At 35.4% G+C, this 22760-nt stretch carries 11 protein-coding genes; 2 read left to right on the top strand and 9 right to left on the bottom strand.

Annotation, left to right across the window (positions count from 1 at the left end; all coding sequences use genetic code 11):
- The first annotated feature begins 483 nt into the window (after positions 1 to 483).
- Entirely contained in the window at positions 484 to 3309 is a 2826-nt protein-coding gene (locus tag H4K33_RS10365) for an FAD-binding and (Fe-S)-binding domain-containing protein (RefSeq protein ID WP_182648625.1), read from the top strand.
- A gap of 233 nt (positions 3310 to 3542) precedes the next feature.
- On the opposite strand, the gene H4K33_RS10360 is transcribed toward H4K33_RS10365, so the two are convergent.
- The 3 genes from H4K33_RS10360 to H4K33_RS10350 form a co-directional block, all read right to left on the bottom strand.
- Entirely contained in the window at positions 3543 to 4928 is a 1386-nt protein-coding gene (locus H4K33_RS10360; protein ID WP_182648623.1) for a sigma-54 dependent transcriptional regulator, read from the bottom strand.
- Positions 4929 to 5355: 427 nt separating this feature from the next.
- Positions 5356 to 7671 carry a BamA/TamA family outer membrane protein gene (locus tag H4K33_RS10355; RefSeq protein ID WP_182648621.1) on the bottom strand — a complete coding sequence of 772 codons (2316 nt, stop codon included), beginning with the start codon at positions 7669 to 7671 and terminating at the stop codon, positions 5356 to 5358.
- Positions 7649 to 12724 (bottom strand): translocation/assembly module TamB domain-containing protein, encoded by a 5076-nt coding sequence (locus H4K33_RS10350; protein ID WP_182648619.1) that lies wholly within the window; start codon positions 12722 to 12724, stop codon positions 7649 to 7651. Before H4K33_RS10350 ends, H4K33_RS10355 begins: the two co-directional genes overlap by 23 nt.
- A 557-nt stretch (positions 12725 to 13281) precedes the next feature.
- Here H4K33_RS10350 and H4K33_RS10345 point away from each other — a divergent pair.
- On the top strand, positions 13282 to 13512 hold the full coding sequence (locus H4K33_RS10345; protein WP_182648617.1) for a hypothetical protein: 231 nt from the start codon (positions 13282 to 13284) through the stop codon (positions 13510 to 13512).
- Positions 13513 to 13581: 69 nt separating this feature from the next.
- On the opposite strand, the gene H4K33_RS10340 is transcribed toward H4K33_RS10345, so the two are convergent.
- The 6 genes from H4K33_RS10340 to lpdA all read right to left on the bottom strand — a co-directional run bounded on the left by H4K33_RS10340 (position 13582) and on the right by lpdA (position 22753).
- Positions 13582 to 15888, bottom strand: coding sequence for a lipopolysaccharide assembly protein LapB (locus H4K33_RS10340; RefSeq protein ID WP_182648615.1), 2307 nt, complete (start codon positions 15886 to 15888; stop codon positions 13582 to 13584).
- Positions 15848 to 16852, bottom strand: a complete 1005-nt coding sequence (locus H4K33_RS10335; protein WP_182648613.1) for a hypothetical protein — start codon at positions 16850 to 16852, stop codon at positions 15848 to 15850. The genes H4K33_RS10340 and H4K33_RS10335 overlap by 41 nt, the downstream gene beginning before the upstream one ends.
- A 174-nt stretch (positions 16853 to 17026) precedes the next feature.
- The gene (locus H4K33_RS10330) at positions 17027 to 19921 is read right to left on the bottom strand and encodes a S9 family peptidase (RefSeq protein ID WP_182648611.1); all 2895 of its coding nucleotides are present in this window, start codon (positions 19919 to 19921) and stop codon (positions 17027 to 17029) included.
- Between the two features lie 247 nt (positions 19922 to 20168).
- Positions 20169 to 20498: a hypothetical protein gene (locus tag H4K33_RS10325; RefSeq protein ID WP_182648610.1), complete on the bottom strand. Its 330-nt coding sequence runs from the start codon at positions 20496 to 20498 to the stop codon at positions 20169 to 20171.
- Positions 20499 to 20609: 111 nt separating this feature from the next.
- Entirely contained in the window at positions 20610 to 21230 is a 621-nt protein-coding gene (locus H4K33_RS10320) for a hypothetical protein (RefSeq protein WP_182648608.1), read from the bottom strand.
- 119 nt (positions 21231 to 21349) lie between these two features.
- Positions 21350 to 22753, bottom strand: a complete 1404-nt coding sequence (gene lpdA / locus H4K33_RS10315) for a dihydrolipoyl dehydrogenase (protein WP_182648606.1) — start codon at positions 22751 to 22753, stop codon at positions 21350 to 21352.
- Positions 22754 to 22760: the final 7 nt, after the last annotated feature.

Genomic DNA, 22760 nt, shown 5'->3' with positions numbered 1-22760 from the left:
TATCTCACCGAGTTTATATTTGTTTTGGTGTTCAATGAATCTACACTGCGTTTCGATTTTCACTACGTTTCGATTTTCACTACGTTTCGATTTTCACTGCGTTTCGATTTCCTCTTTCCTCTTTATCTCATTAGGTTTATATTTTATTTTGGTATTCGATGAATATATCTCACCGAGTTTATATTTGTTTTGGTGTTCGATGAATCTACACTGCGTTTCGATTTTCACTACGTTTCGATTTTCACTGCGTTTCGATTTCCTCTTTCCTCTTTCCTCTTTCCTCTTTCCTCTTTCCTCTTTCCTCTTTCCTCTTTATCTCATTAGGTTTATATTTTATTTTGGTATTCGATGAATATATCTCACCGAGTTTATATTTGTTTTGGTGTTCGATGAATCTACACTACGTTTCGATTTTCACTGCGTTTCGATTTCCTCTTTCCATTATTTATCGTAACTTTCTGCTATAAAACAAAAAATGCTGTTATGCTAGTAGATCGTTATGCTTCTTTTGTTCATGAATTAGGTCAATTCCTTCCTGATCAACAAATTATCACCAATCCTATTCAAACAATTGCCTACGGAACAGATGCGAGTTTTTACCGTTTAAATCCTCAAGTAGTTGTAGAAGTACACAATGAAGAAGAAGCAATTCACACGATTAGGCTAGCACATCAGAACAAACTTCCAATTACTTATCGCGCTGCGGGAACGAGTTTATCGGGACAAGCTATTACGGATTCAATTCTACTGGTTGCGACACATCATTGGAAGAATTACACTATTGTAAACAACGGATTACAAGCCACATTTCAGCCGGGAATAATTGGTGGACGTGCAAACATTCTCCTAGCTCCATATGGACGTAAAATCGGTCCGGATCCCGGATCAATTAACGCGGCTATGATCGGCGGAATTGCAGCTAACAACGCTAGTGGAATGTGTTGTGGTACAGCACAGAACTCATACAACACGTTGGCGGATATTCGCCTTGTTTTTTATGACGGAACGGTACTAGATACTGCAGATGCCATAAGTCGACAACAGTTTGCAATCAAACACCCTGAAATCATCGATGAAATACAGGCAATTCACGATGAAATACAAAGTGATTCAACACTATACGAGCGAATTAAACGCAAATACAAGATTAAAAACACCACAGGATATAGCTTAAATGCTTTTATAGATTTTCATGAGCCTTTTGACATCCTCAAACACTTGATGATAGGTTCTGAAGGGACATTGGCCTTTATTTCGACGATCACGTACAACACCGTTGTTAATCACAAAAAAAAGGCGTGTACTTTGATGGCTTTTGAATCTATTTCTACAGCTTGTCAAGCAGTGCCTTATTTAAAAAACAGTCCTGTTTCGGCTGTTGAATTGTTGGATCGAAATAGCATACGCTCGATCGAAAATGAGCCGCAAGCTCCTTCTTATTTTAAAACACTTCCTGCATCCGCTTGTTTGTTGCTTGTAGAAGTACAAGCCAGTACACAAGAAGAACTGGAATCCAAACAGCTCGATGTACAACAAGCTGTTAGTCCCATTCCTACACTTGGTACTTTTGTCTTTACCTCTGATCCGAAAGAATATGCCTTCAATTGGAAAGCGCGTAATGGCTTATTACCGACAACTGGAGCTTTGAGAGAAACAGGAACGACGTGTATTATTGAAGATGTTGCCTTTCCTCTAGACAAATTAGCAGAAGCTAGTTTGGCGCTACAACAACTATTTGCCAAATACCACTACGATGATGCCGTGTTGTTTGGACATGCTTTAGAAGGAAATTTACACCTTGTCTTTTCGCAAGACTTTAGTACAACAACGTCCATTCAACGTTATGCAGACCTGATGGATGAGCTAGTCAACTTAGTTGTTTATCAATTTGATGGATCTCTAAAAGCAGAACACGGAACAGGTAGAAACATGGCTCCATTTGTTGAAAAAGAATGGGGAGAACAAGCTTATGCACTTATGTTGCGTATCAAGCAAATTTTCGATCCTAATGAAGTCATCAACCCTGGAGTGATGATCAATACAAATCCACGTATTCACTTAGAAAATCTAAAGGCCACACCTGCAACTCATCCTGTTGTAGATAAGTGCATTGAATGTGGTTTTTGCGAATCACACTGCGTATCAGAAGGATTGACCTTATCTCCACGTCAGCGTATTGTTATTGGTCGCGAGATCGCTCGCTTGGAACAAACCAACGACAACCCTGTTCTTTTAGCTCAGCTAAAAAAAGAAGCACAATATTTTGTAGATGATACTTGTGCTACAGATGGTTTATGTGCACTTGCTTGTCCTGTCAAAATAGACACTGGTATTTATGTAAAAGCAGTAAGGAGTAATCAATTAACTGCTAAAAACCACCAAGATGCTCTCTATTTTGTTGAACATTTAGATCGTCTAACACACATTGGTCGTTACAGCCTCAAATTTGTGCGTTTATTTCAAAATGTACTCGGTGATCGCACGATGTTGCGCTTGTCTACTAAAATGCGAAAAATAAGTAACAATCGCCTTCCTCAATGGAATATAGCAATGCCTACGGGAACGAAAAAGAATATTACCCCTACTGCTTCTCCCTCAACAGCGAAGCAAAAAGTGGTCTATTTTCCTTCTTGTATTAATAGAACTATGGGAAAATCGAAAGATTATGACAAAAGTGAACTAGATTTAAAGGATTTAATTGTTTTGCTACTTGAACGCGCAGGTTATGAAGTAATCTATCCCTCAGGTGTTGACAATTTATGTTGTGGCATGCCCTTCAGCAGTAAGGGCTTTGAGGAAGAAGGAACGCAAAAATCTACAGCACTTGAAACCGCATTGTTAACTGCTTCGGATCAGGGTAAATACCCCGTTTTATTCGATATGAGTCCTTGTTTCTATACCTTTAACAAGCACCATGATCACCGTGCTTTTACATGTTATGATCCTATTGATTTCATACTAGATGTAGCTCTGCCACAATTAACAGTAACGCGTCCTCGAGAAGAAGTAACAATTTTCCCTGTTTGTTCGGTAAAGAAATTAGGTTTAGAAGAAAAGTTGCTGCAAGTTGCAAACCGTTGTGCAAAGCAAGTCAATATCTTAGATAGCAATTGCTGTGGATTTGCAGGAGATCGCGGTTTTACGTTTCCTGAACTCAATCAACATGGAACGCAAAACCTCAAACAACAGATACCTCCTTCGTGTACGGAGGGATTCTCTACAAGTCGAACCTGCGAAATTGGACTAACAGCACATAGTGAACACCCCTTTAAATCTATTTTCTATCTGATTGAAGAAGTAACAAGGTAAAATAGTTAGTAGTGTTTGTTGAGGTGGTGAGTTGGTGAGGCGATGAGTTGGTGAGGCGATGAGTTGGTGAGGCGATGAGTTGGTGAGGCGATGAGTTGGTGAGGCGATGAGTTGGTGAGGCGATGAGTTGGTGAAACGATGAGTTAGTGAAACGATGAGAGCAAAAAAAAAACCAATCTACAAAAGATTAGTTTTTCTTGTATCTGAGTATTTTTCTGTTAACTGTTCACCAATTACAAATCGATACTATATAATTTCATTTTATTATAAAGTGTCTTTCTATCAATTCCCAACAATTGTGCGGCTTTTGTTTTATTAAATTTCACTTTTTCCAAGGCTGTTCGGATGGCTTGCTCTTCATTTTTAGAAGAAAATAATTTCAGGTCTCTTTCTTCTTCATTAGGACCATCAACAGAGACAGATTTTGGGGCAAATATTTCATCTGGCAACACTTCTTTTTCAATGAAGTCTCCTTTTGTTAGGAGTACAGAGCGCTTGATAATATTCTTCATTTCACGTAAATTCCCAGGCCAATCATAGGTTAAGAAAATGCGTTCAACCTCACTAGAAAATCCTCTTACATTTTTCTCTAATTCTTGATTGGAATGTTTTAAAAAGTGTTTGGCAAAAGATAGCACATCACTTCCTCTATCAGTTAAACGAGGAGCGACAATACCAAATTCGTTCAATCTATGGTATAAATCTTCTCTAAATTCACCTTCTCTTACCGCTTTAGGGAGATCTTCATTTGTTGCAGCAATAACACGGATATCAACGTCTATTTCATTGCTACTACCTACAGGTTTTACTTTTCTTTCTTGTAGTGCGCGTAACAGTTGTATTTGTACTTCGTAGGATAAGTTTCCAACCTCATCTAAAAAGATTGTACCGCCATTCGCTGCTTCAAAATGTCCTATTTTATCTGTAACTGCACCTGTAAAAGAGCCTTTAATATGCCCAAAAAACTCACTAGAAGCCAAATCTTTAGGGATTGCACCACAATCTACCGCGATATAAGGCTTCTTACTTCGCTTACTCAATAAATGTATAGAATGGGCTATATTTTCTTTTCCTGTACCACTATCTCCGATAATTAATACTGACATATTGGTTGGCGCAACTAATTCAATATACTCTTGAAGTTGTAGTGAAACTTTACTTTCTCCTTTTACGTATTCTTCAATTTCTCCTTCGGTAGCTGTTGCAGTTGTAGTAGAAGAATCAAACTCAGTTCTGGCTTTATCTTCTGTTTTATTTTTTTTATCCAATGCTTGTTTAATCGTTAAAACAATTTCATCTGGATTGATAGGTTTAGCCACATAATCAAAAGCACCTAATTTCATTGCATTAACTGCTGTTTTGATTTCGGTATATCCAGTCATTAGGATGACTTGAGAGGAGATGCATCTCGCCTTGATGTATTTTAACAATTCTATTCCATCACTATCAGGAAGTCTGACATCTGTTAATACAATATCATAACACGTATCGTCGATTGCTTTTTTAGCATCTTGAGAATTAAAAGCATTCATAACAACAAAACCTTTTTTGGTTAAAAAGGCTTTCAACATTTCGCAAAATGGTACATCATCGTCTATAACAAGAACTTTATGACTCATATTCTATCCGTCTATTATTTTTGGGCTAAAGACAAATTTAATATAATTATTTTTGAGAAACTAGCAAGTCACAAAACTTTAACCTCCTATAACAGTAAAAGGGAGCCTAAGCTCCCTGTTTACCTGAAGATTTCTCTTCTTCACCTTACTAACGATCTAACCTATTACCTCGTTTGGTAATAAAATTTTTTAAAACAAACACTTAATTTTCTTTTTCTAGCAATTAAAGTTGACTGCTCAACTTATTTGTTTTTTTGTATAACACCTTACGCTATAGTATATAGAAAAAAGCATGCCAAAAAAACATTTCTCCGTAAAAAAGAATTAATACACTATTTGTCAATCAATTAGAATTAAGATCGTTTTATATTTTACTTGAAACCACAGCACAAACCACAACACAAAGTGGGTAGATATTCCCCAAATATTAGAATGGATACCCAATTGCCAAATTAAACATCAGGTTATCTTTTCTCCATTTTCCACTTCCAAAGTTAATATCCTTAACTACCCAACGTTCTCCTGGCTCATTATAAGGCACACGTAACGGAAAGGCAAAATCAAAACGCACCACTAAGAAAGTCACATCAAATCGAAGCCCTGCTCCTGCCCCAAGAGCAATTTCCTTATAAAAGTCGCTTGATATTTTACCTCCTGGCCTGTCGGACACTTCATTTAAATTCCAGATATTTCCACCATCAATAAACAGAGCTCCATGAATGATACTCACCAACTTCTTGCGGTACTCAAAATTAAATTCAAACAATAAATCTCCAGATTGATCAGGAATAAACTTTGCGTCAAATGTGTTGGGATTAAAACTACCTGGTCCTAATGTTCTCGCTCTAAATGCGCGTATACTGTTTGATCCTCCTACATAAAACTGTTTCGTATAAGGAAGGTTTTTTGAATTGCCATAGGCATATCCAATACCCGCGTGAATACGACTGACAAACTGAGCTGTTTTACTCAACTTTAAATAATGTCTAAAATCGTGTTCTGTTTTGAAATACTGACTAAAAGGAACTCCTAAAATTGTTTTTTCTTTGTCGTCATCCACTTTAGCTCCCATAAGTAGTCCTGTGATATTTCCCGAAAAATCTAAACCGCCTCGATAGTAGAATGTATTTCTTCTAAATTGATTCATCGTATTGGTATACGTGTAAGTATAGGTAGGACCAAAAATCAATTGCTTTTCAATTACACGTTCCATTGAAGGGTTACCAGCTGCTGTTTCTTTATAGAGATCTGTGACATTTTGAGGCGACACATAATTCACTTCTAATGCGTTAAATTGATGTTCTTTTCTGGCATTTTCCTTCCATAAATAACCCCATGATCCCTTAACAGATATCAAGGAATACAATTGACTTCTCTCTAAATATTCTCCTCCTAAAGTTGCTCTAGTACGGGGAATATAGCCACTAGAGGAATGAAAATTACCTGGAGCAATCAAACGCGGCCATGTCAAACTTGCTTCTAATCCCGCTTTATAAACATTGTATCCCTTGTTTTTAGAAGACATTTGAAAGTCTGCTCCTCCATAAGCTGATACAGAAAATAATTCGGCCCCTTTGAAAATATTTTTATGACTCCAATTGACATTTAACTCTGCTCCATTATAGCTCGCTGAATTCGTTTTACCCAACAGCTCTACGCGTATCGATTTGGGATCATCTGGCGTTAAAAAATAATACACATCCAATTTGTTATTCACCGAATCGACCAATTCAAATTGGTTTTTTACGTATTTAAAAACACCTAAATTCACCAAGCGATTCAACGAGAGATTGTGGTCATTTCTGTTGTAAATTTCTCCTTCTTCTAAATAAATAGTACGGTCGTAAATACTCGGTTTAAACTTCTTTTTCGGATCAATGACTTCAATTCCCTTATGTGGTTGAGCTGTTTCTATATCGCGTTTGATATTCGTTTCAGCAAGTGAATAGTCAGAGAAAACATACACCTTGTTAATTGTATAGGCTTTCGTTGCCAACACAGGGGTATCGTCTTTTACTTTGACAAACAGATTCACTTGGTGATTTCCTACTGTACTATCTACTTGAACTAATAAGTTATCAGGACTAAAATAGAAATACCCTTTATTCTTCACATAATTATCAAAGCGAACGCGTTCTTCTTTAATTTGTTCAAGATTATAAGGTTTATCTTTTTTGAGGCGTGTCCAACGTTTACCCGCTTCGTATATTTCTTGTTGCAAAGGAGTAGAATCATTCAAGAACGTCACTTGATTAATTGTAAACTGTGAACCTGGTCGAATTGAATACAAAGCTCCTTTTTTCTTGTCACTTATTTTTAGGGTATCATAGGCAACCTGAACATTAAAATATCCTTCATTCTCCATGCGATTAACCAAAATGGCTTGGTTGTGTTCCATATCCACTTGATTAAACAGCACAGGAGGTTCACCGAGTGAGTTGCGAAACCATCGTCTTACTTTATTCGTTTTAGAAGGATCTCCTCCTAAATTATAAAAAAACAACTTTGGTCGAAACCCAGCAAAAGAAGCATTCGGTTCAGGACGCAAAAGAGTGGTAAGTGATTCTTCAAGCTGTTTTTTCTGTGCTTTACTCACTTCATTTCCTTCAATGTCAACCACTCCTTTCGTGTAAAGAGCTTCTCCATCTTCTATGTACTTAGTGGAACTACATGAGCCTACAAAGAATCCTGCAATTCCAGTTAAAGTAAATAATAGAACGTTATTCTTCCTTTTTAGCCTCATCTCTTATTTGTTTTTTCAATTGTCTTTTATCTTTTGAACGCTCAAATAGCTCTTTAAAATGCTCATAACTCATCGTAATAATAAAACCTACTCCTGTTTCAACTACTTGTCCTTGTAGGGCTACTTCATACTGATTTTTTCGATAGACACGCAATAGATAACGACCGTCTTTTGACAGGGCATATTCTAATTCTATATCTCCTGCGATATTAGTTGCTTGTTCGTTTTGTCTTTGATTTCCTTCGACCTCAAAACTACTTCCAACTGTTACTTTCAAACGATCTGAAAACAAGCGTTTTGAAACTGCAATGTTCAAATCTGTTCTATTTTCTCTCGATCCTGAAGAAAAATCTTCTGTTGATTCTAAGTTAAAATTCAACTCTACTCCTTGAATTAAGTTACTAGCTAGATTATTCAATTGATCTGACAATAATCGGTTCACACTTTGACGTGCCATAGTACCTGCACTTAACCCTCCCATACTACTTTCAAATGGATTATCTCCGATAAAGTGATTTAATAAGAGAAGTGCAAATACTTGCTTATTCAATTCCGATTCATTGGCTCGGATTTGTTCTAATCGCGATTTTGTATTAGAAATCACATCACCAGAGGCACTAGTTACTCCGTCTTTTAAGCGAATGTCAAATGAAATTTCAGGCTTAAGCAATTCGCCTTTCATCTTTAACAAAGCTTGAAAAGGCAATTGCTGTTTGTACATATTTTGCTGCGTTGGCGACAAAGCAGCTAGTTGATTCTGCAACAAGTCAATAGGTGCTGTTTTTGTCTCAAAAATAGCCGTTAAATTGAGAATTGCATCTGTAGGATCTCCCGCAAAGGTGATTGAACTTCCCTTTTCTACTAGAAATTTTCGCTTGATAAAATTAAAGGATAAATCATAAGATCCTTCTGAAAACTCATAGCGTCCAGTTAAGGAAACTTTTCCAGATGGATCAATTCCACCAACGATATCTCCCTCACCTTTAAGCGTAATTTTATCTCCACTGCTCTTATCCATGATCATGGTAAATGCAGCTTCTTTGTCTACGATAATAGACACTGAAACATCCATTCCTTTCAGTTTAGACTGATTAAAATCGCTTTGATATTTTAACAGTTCGGCTTGTCGCAAACTTTCTTCATCAATAAATTCAACGATTCCTTCTCGATCAGCAATCGAAGGGTCTTCTTGTGGCATGACCATAGTGAAATCCGTTTTCTTTCCAATACTCAATTGCCCTGTTACTTTCGGTGTGTTTAAGTCCCCTCTTATTTTAATATTGGAATCAAAAATCAAGGTCCCGTAATACATATCATTATCCTTCACAGTAGAGCTGATGGCTTTAAAGTCAACAGCTTTAATATCTAGATTGAATTTAAAATCGGTGTAGGTTTGCGTTAAGATTTGTCCGTCGATAACCAATAAGTTTCCTTCAGAATCCGTCACACTAAATGCGTCTAACTCAATTCCTTTAGTAGTAAAGGAGATTTTCTCATTAATATCTTTAAAATCAGCATTAATCGGATTCACATGAAAACCAATGTTATTAAAATCCAACGCCCCTAGAATGGTTGGTTTGTCATAGTTGCCTCCGATATTTAATTGTCCAGAAAGATATCCTTGAGCCTCACTTAGATTCCCCATACTGAAATATTCTAGGGCCTCTAATTGAAACTTATCTAAGGCTAGTTTGAGGTCTAAACTCTGCTGATCGACATCTGTGGTTCCAAACAATCGAATCTTATTTTCTTTCCCTTCTAAGACAATATTAGCTGCATACTTACTAAGTGACTGATTTGCTACCCCAATATGCAGATTACCCAATCCTATTTCATAAACTGCAAGATTACTAATATCGATATCCGAGATGAACCTAAAATCAGAAGACAAATCTTTCAGTCGAATTTCGCCATTAATTGTACCTGCTGCTAGCAGTTTATCTTTTTGAATCATTTTAGTAATGGTTTCAATACTAAAATTCTCAAAATTCACGGTCAATGGGCTGTCCATTTTCTCTTCATCAGAAGCTAACCGAATTAGATTCTGTTGATACTTTAGTTCAAAGTCTTTGGCAAAAATTCCCTTTTCACCCAGCACAATTCTATTTTCAGGATGAATCGTCCAAGGAATATAATCTAATACAAATCCGTTTTCTTTGATATGAACTTGTTGTTGTTTAGAATCAGCGAGAATCTCAGCTCCGATCAAATAGCAGATTTTATCTTGCTTATCCAATAATTTAAAATTGACATCCACGGTATTATTCTTCGCATAACCATCTAGAACCATATTTCTAAGTCTAAAAGATGCATTTGAAATACTCTGGATGGCTAATTTATAGTCTAATGCTTCTCCTTTAGGTTTTACATCTACTGTAATTGCATCAACAGTAATATCACCATACACTAAAGCGGGTATTTCTCCTTGTAGAGTAAGATAGTTATCCTTTTGTCGATAAGTTCCTCCGAAAACAATAGGTTGAATTTCCTTGAGATCGGGTGCTATTTTTTGAAAGATCGGATCATTTTTTATACGCAATTGATACGTAAAATACTGTTGTTTTACAGGTTTATCTTCCTCTTTCTTCTTTTGGTCAAGGCTTGAGGTTTCCGGTTCTGTTTGTGCATGGTAATATGTCTGAATCGTTTGTGTTAAGGCATCGCTTAATTGCGTTAACAGATAATCACCTTCCATGTCAAAATCAACCACTTGAGAAGTCAAACTCATCTTGCGGTACGCTTCTTTTGCTTGAGCGACGAATTGAATGGGTTGTAACTTAAACGAACGACTAGCTGCGGTAAAGTTTAAATCCTGAATTGTTGCTGTTCCGACCAAACTATCCGGCAAAATATTAGCCATTGCTACCTCAATTCGACCTTTCACGGTTGAAGGTTCTGGATTTAAACGCAGCTGATGAAGGTCAATCTGTTTTAAATCAGCAAGTAACTGAAGACTCAACGCTTGATCCGTCCAAGTACCCGAAGCGGTCAAGTCAAAATCTAAATTGGGATCTGTATTTTGAGTTTCTACGGCATATTTTCCGTTGGCCAGATGTCCATCGAGTTGAATATCCTTATATGTATAACCATTATATTCTGCTTTTGCCAATTTGATCCAAGCATTGGCTTGTGCTTTTGTTGGTTCAAAACTCAAACCGTCAATCTTAGCCTGTAAACTAATGCTTCCTATTGAATCATTTTTAATTAATCGACCTACATTTAATTGATCAACTGTAAGATTAGCCCAATACTTTTCTTTGTTTTTAACGCGTTGGTTGAACGCCCCATCAAAATCAATAGTACCTAAACTTGTTTTTAAGCTAAAAGTACTGGCAATGTCTTGTTGTGTTCCTTTTGCCTTTCCATTAAAGCGAATTAAAGCGGGAATTTCGATATTTTGAGGCAATACAGAAGCAGGAGCTAAAATTCGAATATCTTTTGCTGTAGTTTGAAAATCTTTAATAGCGATATCAACATAGGCTTTTTCTACTTCCGGTAAATTTCTAATCTTACCTTCTGCATTTAAAAAAGTAGACCCTAACATATTGACATAGACTTTTTCAATGTTTAAATCACTAACCAAACCTTTAGCAACGAGTTCAACGTCTATTTTCTGTTGACTGATAGAGGTTAATCCATTGGCTTTAAAAACATCAGGTAGTAAGAGATAAGCATCTTTTAATCCCAAATGAGAATTCGAAATTACTACATCTGTTGAAAGCTGTCCGAGTTCATCCGTCAATTTAGCTAAACTATTATAGTTAAAAACAGCAGTTGTATTAAATTGCGTATTGGGTGTTTCAATACTTAAATTTTTTACAAAAGAAGCTTGTTGACCATATTGAAAATAGGCTTTTACATTAGTAAGAGCAAAGCCACTTTGCTCTTTGAATGAGAAATGCTTTAAATTTCCATTCAAGCCAGCATCAGTATATTGAAAATCTTTTAAACTAAAATTGAGTTCATCAATTGCTATGTGATTAACATCCAATCCTTCCGGTAGCTTCTTTTGATTATCATCATCATACTTCACATTCAAATCGTTGATATCAAAATTGCGCACGGCTAAATTCCACCCTAAAGTTGTTTGCTCTGCTACAGGGACAGAATCTGGTTGACCTAAAGCGGGTTTACTCGCGTTAACCGCAATTTGAGGCCTTGGTAAAAAGCGAACTTCTGCCTTCGTTTTGTTTAGTAAGATTTCTTCAACATCTAGTTGTTGTTTTTCCAGATTGAGTTTGTTTAGCGTTACGCTAAATTTGTCCAATGACAAAAGCGCTTGGATATAGTCTTCTTCGCTTTGATAATTGATATTGGCTTGTGTTAGTTCTACTACCCCTATCGTTAAATCTATTGGTTTCACGGGTTCATCGGAAGGTTCCAACACTTCTTCTACAGGAGCAAGATGTTCACCTTGCGGTTTTTCTTTGTGATAGGTTAAATTAATTCCATCAGTCGCTATCATAGGTAAAGCGAATCGCATTTGTTCGAGATCAAAATCTCTAAAACGCGTAAGGAATTGATTTAATTTAAAATCAACATGATGGCCGTCATAAGCATCGTCAAATTTTAAGGCAACAGTACTTAAGTTAAGTTGCCCTACAGAGATAACTATTGAAGAAGGAGTATCTTCTTTTTCTTCTTCCGTAGCAAATGCTTCAATAATATAATCAAAATTAAAGCGCTGTAACGTATCTCTTTTAACATGAGCTGTTAGCCCATCTAAATCAACTGAATTGACACTGAGTTTATTATTTAATAAGCCAAAAAGTCCAATATCTACTCCTAAATGTTTAACATAAACTAGTGTATCTTTTTCTTGAGATTCGAGATAAAGACCTTTAACGACAATTTCTTTTGGAAAGGAAATGGCAATTTTATCTAGTTTAACAGGAGTTCCTATCTTTCCTTCAACAAAAGATATAGCCTTGTCTTTTAAGGCATTTTGAATAGCAGGTATTTGCACTAATACTATTAAAAGTATCAGTAAAACAAGGATTGAAAACACAATCCAACCCACTATTTTACCTATTTTAACAAGTAGTTTCTTCAATGTCTTTTAGTTTTATTCAAAAATAGCAAAAACCTCTCGTATTTAGGGGGCAAATAACTAATTTTTCACAAATATTCTTATTTTGAGCTCTTATCATAAAGAAAAAAACAAAAAATTTAAATCTGTAAAATTCCATTTTTTTTAAAATTTAAACCCCTTGTTTTTCACCTAAAAATTCAATTCATTTTAAAAAAAAGAGTAGCTGTTTAGCTGTTGCTCGCCTTTACTGATCATTTATTTTGTTAATTTAAAGCCACTTATTTCTTTCTAGCGGTAAAAAAAGAAGGTTTTCCCGATCAAAAAACAGCTTTATTTTTTATTTTTAAATAGAAGTAAAACTTCTAATTAGTCTAGTAACCATCAAGGATTAAAACATCTTTTTAATTAAAAAATTACATTCAATTTCAAATAAAATAAAACAAACAATATATTTTAACTATTTTAAGTTAAAAATAAAAATATTTTTAGTAATTTTACACTAACAAAACAACACTTAATTATTTAATTCTATCAAAGCCCCTTACAAAATTGATTGTCGTTCTTAAAAAGTAGCCGAAATGAAAAAATTATTTTTCAATCAACAAGGAATTGAGCAAAAACAACAAAGTATGGCTCAGCTTCCCACTCAACAATTGCAAGAGGAGCTTTTAATTATGCTATATGATACAAAAAATTGGGTTATTAGTAACTTCGTATTATCTAAGCATCAATTAGAAAAATTAGAAGATGCCCCAGAGGCATTTTTGAGAAATTTTAGACTTACATCGATGAATATCACGTGTAATTAGGCTTACTGCAATTTATCAATTGATACAAAAAACAAAAAAACCAGCTGATGTCAGCTGGTTTTTCTATTATTACATGTGATTTTTTGCTATATAAGTTCTGAAATAACCACATTCGTTAATCACTTCTTGATAGTATTTCGTATCACTGTATTGGGTTGCTAATTCTTGGAATCCCTTCCATTTTTTAAACATCGGATCATCCCATCCTGCACCCCAATAGTACTCTTTGTTTTGATACTGATTAGCGTAAAACTCATTTCGCTCTGTCTTAGCTTCCATATACGCCATTTTCGCTTTTTGTTCTTTCGTTGTTGCCGCTTTTTTAGCGATGGCATAATACTTTTTAGCCATACTCATGTTTAGCAAGTACTTTCTTTCAGCAGGTGAAATGAAATTTCCATACTCATTAACCAACGCATTGTAGTAAAACACACGTGCATTTCCGTAATAGGTTGCATTGTAAAAAGCATTCCCGACAAGTAACGCATTGTTATACACATCTTCTCCTTTATTTATCTTGTCTTGCATTTCTTTTACTTTCTCTAAAAAGCTAAGTTTAGTATATTTTACAGCTTGTTTAGCGACGTGATCACAATCATTACAATCTTGAATTTTTCCGTTAAAAGGATTGCCTAACAAAATTGTATTTTGATACGTTTTTACATAAGGTTCATCGTTATAAGCATATGATGTCGTTACAGGTTCTGCTTTTTTCATTTCTACAATAGCTTGATCTACTTTATCTTGATAGAACAAATTAATCGCTCTTCTTTCATAGATATCACTCAAATTGTATTCATACTTATCAACCATCAACTGCTCAAAGGTTGTTTTCTTTTGCGTCAACAAGAATTTCTCCATCTTAACTGTGTTGTCTACTTTGCCATAAAAGTCCAAATTAGAAAACATAATTTCACTCATCACACTATTTCCTTGTTCTTTGTAAACTGCAGCCAAATATTGACGAATCCAGTGTACAGCATACTCATATCGAAACGGATCTTCATAGTTGCTATGCGGTATGATCTCTGTATAGATCCATTGCATATCGTTCAAAATCACTTGTTCTGCTTTCGCATCCATTTTACTTATTTGAGATACTTGGTTAATCAGTCCGAATAATCGAATTTGATTATGAATCAACACATTGCCTTTTGCTTCTTTTTGAGCTTTGGCAAATGCTGCTTCTGCTGCTTTGTAATCACCTTGAAAAATAGAGAGATAACCGCTAGCCAATAACCACAACGAAGGATTGTCTACTTTCTGTGGTTGAGCTGCCATTTGATTCACCCAATCCAATCCCGATTGATCAATCGCTTTCTTTAAACTAGAAAAATATTCTTTACTACTCTTAAATGATTCTTCTCTATATTTCAAAACAGACGACTCTTGCTCGTTTACCCAACGTGTTAGTAGATAATTAGCATGTGGACTCTTACTATCTATAGCAACTACTTCTTTAAGTGCGTCCATAGAATTGGTATAATATCCTTGCATAGCCCAAACAGCGGCTTGCACTTCAGTAGAAGAAATAGAAGAAACCAATTGTTTTACACGTTCTGTTTCTCTTGGCTTGTAGTTGTAAAGCGCTACTTGACGCAAGGTTGCATTTGCGTTAAAAACCTCAGCATATAATGCATTGGATTTATCATAATCTCCCGCTTGATAATAGGCTCCAGCGACATAACTCAATCCTCTATAGTACAAATTGTTTTTAGGTTGTTTTGCTGCTGTTTGTTCAAAAAAAGCGATCACACTCGCTCGATTAGTAGAATAGAATTTTGCTTTTAGTACTTGAAACCACATTCTATTGGTAAAGAACAGATCTTTACTCTTTAGGTTTTTGTATATTTTTTCTACTTTATCCGCTTGGTTCTCTTCCATTAAATTAGCTACATAAGACTCATAATCCCAATAACTATAACTGTCGTTGGAATAGCTTTCAATTTCTTTGGCTTGGTACAAGAACGTAACGAAATTGCGAATGCGCTCGTCTTTTAAATTCCAAGATGTTGTCTTTTTGCCTTTTAGATTAGCGTAAAGTTGATCAATTTCTCCAGCATATTCTTGACTAGACAAAAGGTATTTTTTAATTTCTTCGCGATCTAGTTTTCCTTGAAGATAGGTCGTCCATTCTTCAACGATATCATCATTAAACATAGAGGCATTATCCATATATCCTCCATTGTAAAAACGATCATATGGGGCAAAAAATAGAGGTTCATAAGACGCATCAGCAAAAGCCTCAGGCGTAAAATTAGAAATGCTAGAATAGCTCCACCATCCATCTGCACAACCATAAGTATATATACCTGAACTTAAAAGAACAGATAAACTACCTACAACGTACCATTTCTTTAAAGACTTCTTGATCATAGTAATTGATATTTTTTGAATTTAAATCGTATAAAATTATTTCATTGGGACATTTCCCACTGGCTCGAAACAGATCTGTTGTCATTTCTTTCAATTGATCAGCCTTGATACTTTCTACTTTTAGTACATCTCCTTTTTGGAAAACAAACCCAAAGCGCGTTATTTCTTGCTGAACGACAAATTGATTAGGGGTAATTTGTTTTAGATCTTGTTGTTGTTTTAGATCTTCTACACGCAAACGACTTATTAACCGCACTACTTGATCATTTCTACTGTGCACAACCCAAGCGTAAATAGGCAAGGCATAGTCCAAATGAAGGGGATACTCTTTTAGTCCACCCATATACTTTTGTGCTATTTGTCGATCATATATAGAATTCAAAGAATCTGAAGCAATTCGTCCCATATTATAATACATTAATACGCCACGATCGACTTGGGGTATTCCTGTTTTTGAAGCGAATTTCACCTGATGCAAGCGAATCGTTGCTGATATTTTCATTTCCGTTTCTTTTCGCAATTGATCAATTAATGCAAAAAAACGATCCTTACTATCGAGGGTCCAGTCACAATCTAGTTGAATTTCCTGACTGTCAATATTGTTTCGTTCGTTTATTTGCAATACAAAATCAACTAGTTGATTGGCTAATATTTTCACATCGAGTTTCTCGTTGCGCACCACTTCATTTTTGATATAAATAACAGGAACAACTTCAAGTAGAGGCACTGCATCTTTAAAGACAATGGGAGTGATAGGAACAGCCATACCATTTTTTAAACCAATGTCAAAATATCGCACATAAAGCTTACTAACCTCTAAGTTTTTTAGGGTTTCCCTTTCAACATCATCTAAAGTAAATGTGGTCTTCCAATAATAAAAAGAGAGCTTAGGATTTTGGTTAGATGAAGTATCTCCACAAGATATGCATAGCATAATCAGTAGGAATAAAATATTTTTTTTCATTGCATTTTTAAATCGTACCACCTCATCAATCAGGTTGTATTTTCACCTCAAAAGTACAGCTAAGAATAGATATACAATCATCTTTTCTATACTAATTTTATCTTTTCAAAAGATTTAATAAAGAAAAAAGCCTAGAGGATTTTATATCTCTAGGCCTTTATTTGATTTACTTTCTTAATTTACTGTTTCATTTGTCAATTCAAATCCCCAGTTTTTTCCTTTTAAAACGGCGGGAACTCCCTTAACCATCCACACAGGTGCTTGCGCATCTTTAAGGTAATAATCAAAAAACTGTTGTTGACGTATTTGAATATCTTTTCTATTTTGACGTTTCATCAAATTGTGTTCATCACCGTTATAGTTAAGCATCCAAACAGGTTTATCCAATCTGCGCATGGCCATAAACATTTCAATTCCTTGATACCATGGCACAGCGCCGTCGTTGTCGTTATGCATAATTACCAAAGGAGTTGTTATCGCTGGCACTTTAAACAAGGGTGAATTTTCGATATACAATTCATATCCTTCCCAAAGTGTTTTACCTATTCTACTTTGTGTTTTTTCATATTGAAATTGACGACTCATTCCTGTTCCCCAGCGAATTCCTCCATAAGCAGACGTCATATTGGCAACAGGAGCACCTGCCCAAGCTGCGGCATATCGATCTGTAACCGTAACTAAGTACGTTACTTGATATCCTCCCCAACTTTGTCCTTGAATTCCAATTTTGTTTCCATCTACCCAATCATTTTGCTTTAAGAAGTCGACACCTGAGTTGATATACTCTTCTGCTGCTTTACCTGGAAAACCATCCGTATAACTAATATCGGGAGTAAATACCAAATAACCGTTGCTTACAAAATAGGGAATATTTAAACGAGAAGGCGTTGGTGCGGGTGCTTCATAACGGTTTAAATTGTCCGATAGCTTTTCATAAAAATACACGAGCATAGGATATTTTTTAGTTGCATCAAAATCTTCTGGTTTAAACAAAACACCTGTTGCTTCATATCCGTTTGGCGTTGTCCAATGTACTAATTCATTGGTTCCCCAATTGTATTCTTCTTGTTGTGGATTTAATTGTGTCAGACGCTTCGTTTGATCTAAGGTTTCTCCCACATATAAATCATTTGATTGCGTAAAATTACCTTTAGTAAATGCATATACAGCCGCATCTTTCGCTTTACTCAAAGACGGATATCCGCTGTAATTATCTAGTAAAATTTTTGTAGGATCTGTTGCATTTTTGATACTTACATAGAAATATCCAGCTTCTTTAGTTTTGGTATCAAATACAGTAGCTATGATGGTTTCATTTCTATTGAATGACTTTTTTTCGTCATCTAATTGAACTAAATCAAAAGCAAGATTATTTTTGCGTCCATATCCATTGGTGATCATACGAGGTGCTTTATTTCCTTTTAAATAAAACTCCCAGATATCATAGCGATCTCCAATAAGAACCGATTCATCATTATCTGTCCAACCTTTAATTCCGTAAGAAGATGGAAAATCAGGCATATCAAATTCTTCCTCTGCAAAAGAAACAGCTATTCCTTTGTTTAGTTGTTTCACTGTTGCAGTTTTAATGTCATATACATACCAGTTTTCTTCCTCGCTATTGTAATAAACAACAGCTGTTCCCTTTGGTGCAATAGCCGCTCTTCCTGGAAGATCTTTGATAATTTCTTTGCGTTTTCCCGTACGTACATCCACAACATAATAAGAACTCACACCCGAAATATCCCATTGTTTTTCTACGCGTCTTCCATAATCTGACATTTGAAATACGAGAAAAGCATTTCCTTCATCAACTAAGGTTGTATAATTGGTTGTTTCGTCCGCTAATGCAATCATTTGATTGGTTTTTGCCAAATCAATGGTTGCTAGATACGATTTTTTCAATTCTTTTTCTAAGTTCACCAATTGTTGAGGCTGTAAATAATCTTCTTTATAATGCCAGATATCAACAATGGCATGATCATCTGCAAGTAAGGTGGTATCCTTAGGTATAGGTTTTGGCGCGACTCCAAAGTACAAACGCTTGCCATTTTTACTAAACTGAGGTGTATAATTTTCAGAAACCACCCAATCAATAGGCATACCTTTTTTTGTATTTTCAATTAGAGCTGTGGCTGCATTTGGTAAAACAGCATGGTAAAGCGTATAATTTTTAACCAACGCTTTTTCTTCATCTCCAGAATAAATGAATGTAACTTGTTTTCCTTCCTTATCAAAACTAAATTGAGAAAAGCTTCCTTCTCCTATAAACAACGGTGTTGTTTTGCGTGTTTTTAGCTGCAAAGCAAATACGCCATACGTTGTGTCAACCGTTTTAGCCGTATTCTCTTGTTGTACCTCTTCTTCTTTGTTTTCTTCTTTGTTTTCTTCTTTACTTGCCTCTTTATCAGTTTCCTTTTTCTTTGGATTCGGATTTTCTGTTACATAAACAAGGTAATTTCCTTTTTCATCCATAAAGTAGGATGTTACGTTTTCGATGCGCTCTTCAGAAGCTGTTTCTAAGTTGCGAACTACAAGCGTTAAAGGTTCACTTTTAGTACTTTTTTTAGGCGTTTTTGCTTTTTTTGTTTGAGTAGTATCTTTTTCCTTCTCCAGCAAGTATGCAAGGGTATTTCCTCCTTTTTCAGCCAATTTAAAAGATTTTACTTGAGGTATCTTTACATTTGTTTGAGTGAGTAAATTAAAAATCCCCAACGAATCTTTTGCCAATTCATCCTCTTTCTTCTTTTTGTTTTTTACCGCTTTTATGTCAGTATAAAAAGGTTTAATGGTATACACCAAATAGTTAGAATCAGCTGTAAGGATTGGATTTTCTCCTCGGGAAAAAGTTTGTTTTACATCCTTTTTCAACAAATCAACTACAAGTTGTTTATCTCCTTCTTGTTGTACAATCTGATAGACGATTGCTTTACCATCATTGGAAAACTTCTTTTGTCCAATACTCTCCCATCGATCATAAACACTGTGATCAAGGGGTTTCTTTTGTCCGTACCCCAACGTTGATGCTAACAAGAAAAGACCTAAACTAAGGGGATATAATCTATTCATATGAATCATTATACAAGTATAAAATATTAGTATTATGTGTGTGTTTTGGAAAGGTACAAGATATTTCTTTACAGAGGATATAGCAAATCTATTAACAGCACAAGGTCTATTAATTCAAGTTGCTTTGCTTGTATGTTGTTAATTTAACTTTTTTTGCTGTAATACTGCTATCTCTCCAAACTTGATGCGAAAAAAAAAGGACAACAGTCATCCTGTTATCCTTTATACTATGTTTCGTTTTTTACATTTACGACTGTAATTCTTGAATAAAAACCTCTACATCTGCGTCAAAAGTTGGCTCTTGCATTAATTCTAATGCCAAGGTTGTCATTTTTTTAAAGTGCACCTTTGTATAACTACGTCCAAAACTCAACTTACAGAAATCGCCAATAATGCCAAAAACACCGTTAATTTCCTCTGTTGTGACTTCTTTTTTATCGGCATAGCGTCCTCTGAGTACAGCTGCGCCAACAAATGCACCTGTTTTCACGACTAAATCTGTATTTAAGATTCCCTTCTTATCTGCTAAATACAATAATTCATCGAGGTTGTGATGAACCAATGTCTTTATATCCATAATCTTCTCTCTAAGTTAAAACACAAAGTTATAAAACAATTGACGAAATTCCTTGGAATAAAAAAAGCTTCTATTAAAAAATAGAAGCTTGTCTTTATAAGGTATCAAAAATTACATTTTTTTGAAGTATAAATAAACTTTTTCGTTTTTCAATCTGCTGTAATCCGATAAGTAATCTTCTACACGCAAATATCCCGCTTGGAAACCAATTTCTAAATTCCCATCATGATGAGCAGGAGATTTTCTTTTTCTTACGAAAATTGGTTTCATAATTGGTTTTCCATCTTTATCTACTTTATCCCCATCCGGAACTAATACAGGTTCCATCACGTCGTCTGTAATCAATGCATATAAGTTACCTGAAGAAGTTAATTTCAAGTTTCTAGAAATTCTAGGAAATTCGAAAACACTTGTACATACTCTTTCATTGTTATTAACTCTCATCCCGTAGTTGTTATAAGATAAAGAATCGATAGCCATAGAGGTACCTGTACGGTGTACCACTAAATAATCTTTTTTCTTACATTCATTCGTTTCCTCAACCAAACCAACTTTTCTATCGCCTATTTTATTTCCTACATAGGCCCATTTTCCAGAAACTAACTCATCTAGATTGGCTAGTTCTGTATAAGGTTGAGAAAAAATAGGATCAACAGAAGAGGAGTTATCATCACTACTAGAACATGCAGCTATTGCAATAGCGCCGAATAACACAGCTAATATTTTTTTCATTTCGCTTTTGGTTTTAAGTATTTAAGAAACAAATATATTGTTTTTTGTTTCACAATAAATAAAAAAGAGCCTAAATAGACATTTAGGCTCTTTTTTTAACATATATATTTCTTAAAATATTATACGTGTAATGCGCGATTATCAGTTGCAGCTAAAGCAGCTTCTTTGATTGCTTCTGCAAACGTCGGGTGAGCATGAGACATTCTAGAGATATCTTCAGCAGATGCTCTAAACTCCATAGCTGTTACCGCTTCAGCGATTAAATCTGCCGCACGAGCACCAACCATATGGATACCTAAAACCTCATCTGTATTTTGGTCAGCGATAATTTTCACTAATCCATCTAAGTCACCACTTGCACGAGAACGTCCTAAAGCTCTGAATGGGAAGCTACCTACTTTGTAAGCTACACCTTCTGCTTTTAATTGCTCTTCAGTTTTACCAACAGCAGCTACTTCTGGCCAAGTATAAACAACACCTGGAATTAAGTTGTAGTTGATGTGTGGTCTTTGACCTGCTAAGTATTCAGCTACCATCACTCCTTCTTCTTCTGCTTTATGTGCTAACATAGCTCCGCGAACTACGTCCCCGATAGCGTAAATATTAGCAGCAGTTGTTTGTAGGTGATCGTTTACTTCGATTTGTCCTCTTTCTGTTACTTTTACTCCAGCTTTTTCTGCATTTAATCCGTCTGTATAAGGACGACGACCCACTGCTACTAAAGTATAGTCTCCTTCTAAAGTAATGATTTCTCCTTTTTTATCTTCAGCAGAAACTTTTACTACATCACCTTCACGTACAACACCTTGTACTTTGTGTGAAGTATAGAATTTCATTCCTTGTTTCTTTAAAACTTTCGTCAATTCTTTAGAAACAGCTCCGTCCATTGTAGGAAGAATACGATCAGCAAATTCTACAACAGAAACTTGCGCTCCTAATCTCATGTAAACCTGACCTAATTCCAATCCAATTACTCCCCCACCAATGATAATTAAGTGTTTTGGTACTTCTGGAAGTTTTAACGCCTCTGTTGATGTAATGATACGCTCTTTATCCAATTGAATGAAAGGCAATGTAGACGGTTTAGAACCTGTAGCAATAATCGTGTGTTTTGCTTCAAATTGTTCTACTGAACCATCATTTTTTGTAACATTAATTGTAGTTGCATTTTCAAATGATCCCACTCCTTCAAAAACAGTAATTTTATTCTTATCCATTAAGAATTTCACTCCTGAACATGTTTGGTCAACCACTGCTTGTTTGCGTTCGATCATTTTAGCTAAATCCACTTTTACGTCTCCAGCTACTTCAATACCATGCTCTGCAAAGTGTTTCATTTCTTCCACTAAGTGAGAAGAAGCTAATAATGCTTTTGAAGGAATACAACCTACGTTTAAGCAAGTTCCTCCTAATGTAGCATATTTCTCTACAATTGCAGTTTTAAAACCTAATTGGGCGCAACGGATTGCAGCTACATATCCACCAGGCCCTGAACCAATTACAACTACGTCAAATGAATTCATATTATTT

The organism is Myroides sp. WP-1, from assembly GCF_014145635.1.
Classification (GTDB): domain Bacteria; phylum Bacteroidota; class Bacteroidia; order Flavobacteriales; family Flavobacteriaceae; genus Flavobacterium.
Note: the sequence above shows the minus strand (reverse complement) of the source record. Positions and strands in the feature narration are given on the sequence as shown.

Excerpts from the sequence above, each read along its gene's own strand:
- H4K33_RS10365 (WP_182648625.1), top strand. The coding sequence starts at position 484 with ATGCTAGTAGATCGTTATGCTTCTTTTGTTCATGAATTAGGTCAATTC.
- H4K33_RS10360 (WP_182648623.1), bottom strand. The coding sequence starts at position 4,928 with ATGAGTCATAAAGTTCTTGTTATAGACGATGATGTACCATTTTGCGAA.
- H4K33_RS10355 (WP_182648621.1), bottom strand. The coding sequence starts at position 7,671 with ATGAGGCTAAAAAGGAAGAATAACGTTCTATTATTTACTTTAACTGGA.
- H4K33_RS10345 (WP_182648617.1), top strand. The coding sequence starts at position 13,282 with ATGAAAAAATTATTTTTCAATCAACAAGGAATTGAGCAAAAACAACAA.
- H4K33_RS10340 (WP_182648615.1), bottom strand. The coding sequence starts at position 15,888 with ATGATCAAGAAGTCTTTAAAGAAATGGTACGTTGTAGGTAGTTTATCT.
- H4K33_RS10335 (WP_182648613.1), bottom strand. The coding sequence starts at position 16,852 with ATGAAAAAAAATATTTTATTCCTACTGATTATGCTATGCATATCTTGT.
- H4K33_RS10330 (WP_182648611.1), bottom strand. The coding sequence starts at position 19,921 with ATGAATAGATTATATCCCCTTAGTTTAGGTCTTTTCTTGTTAGCATCA.
- H4K33_RS10325 (WP_182648610.1), bottom strand. The coding sequence starts at position 20,498 with ATGGATATAAAGACATTGGTTCATCACAACCTCGATGAATTATTGTAT.
- H4K33_RS10320 (WP_182648608.1), bottom strand. The coding sequence starts at position 21,230 with ATGAAAAAAATATTAGCTGTGTTATTCGGCGCTATTGCAATAGCTGCA.
- lpdA (WP_182648606.1), bottom strand. The coding sequence starts at position 22,753 with ATGAATTCATTTGACGTAGTTGTAATTGGTTCAGGGCCTGGTGGATAT.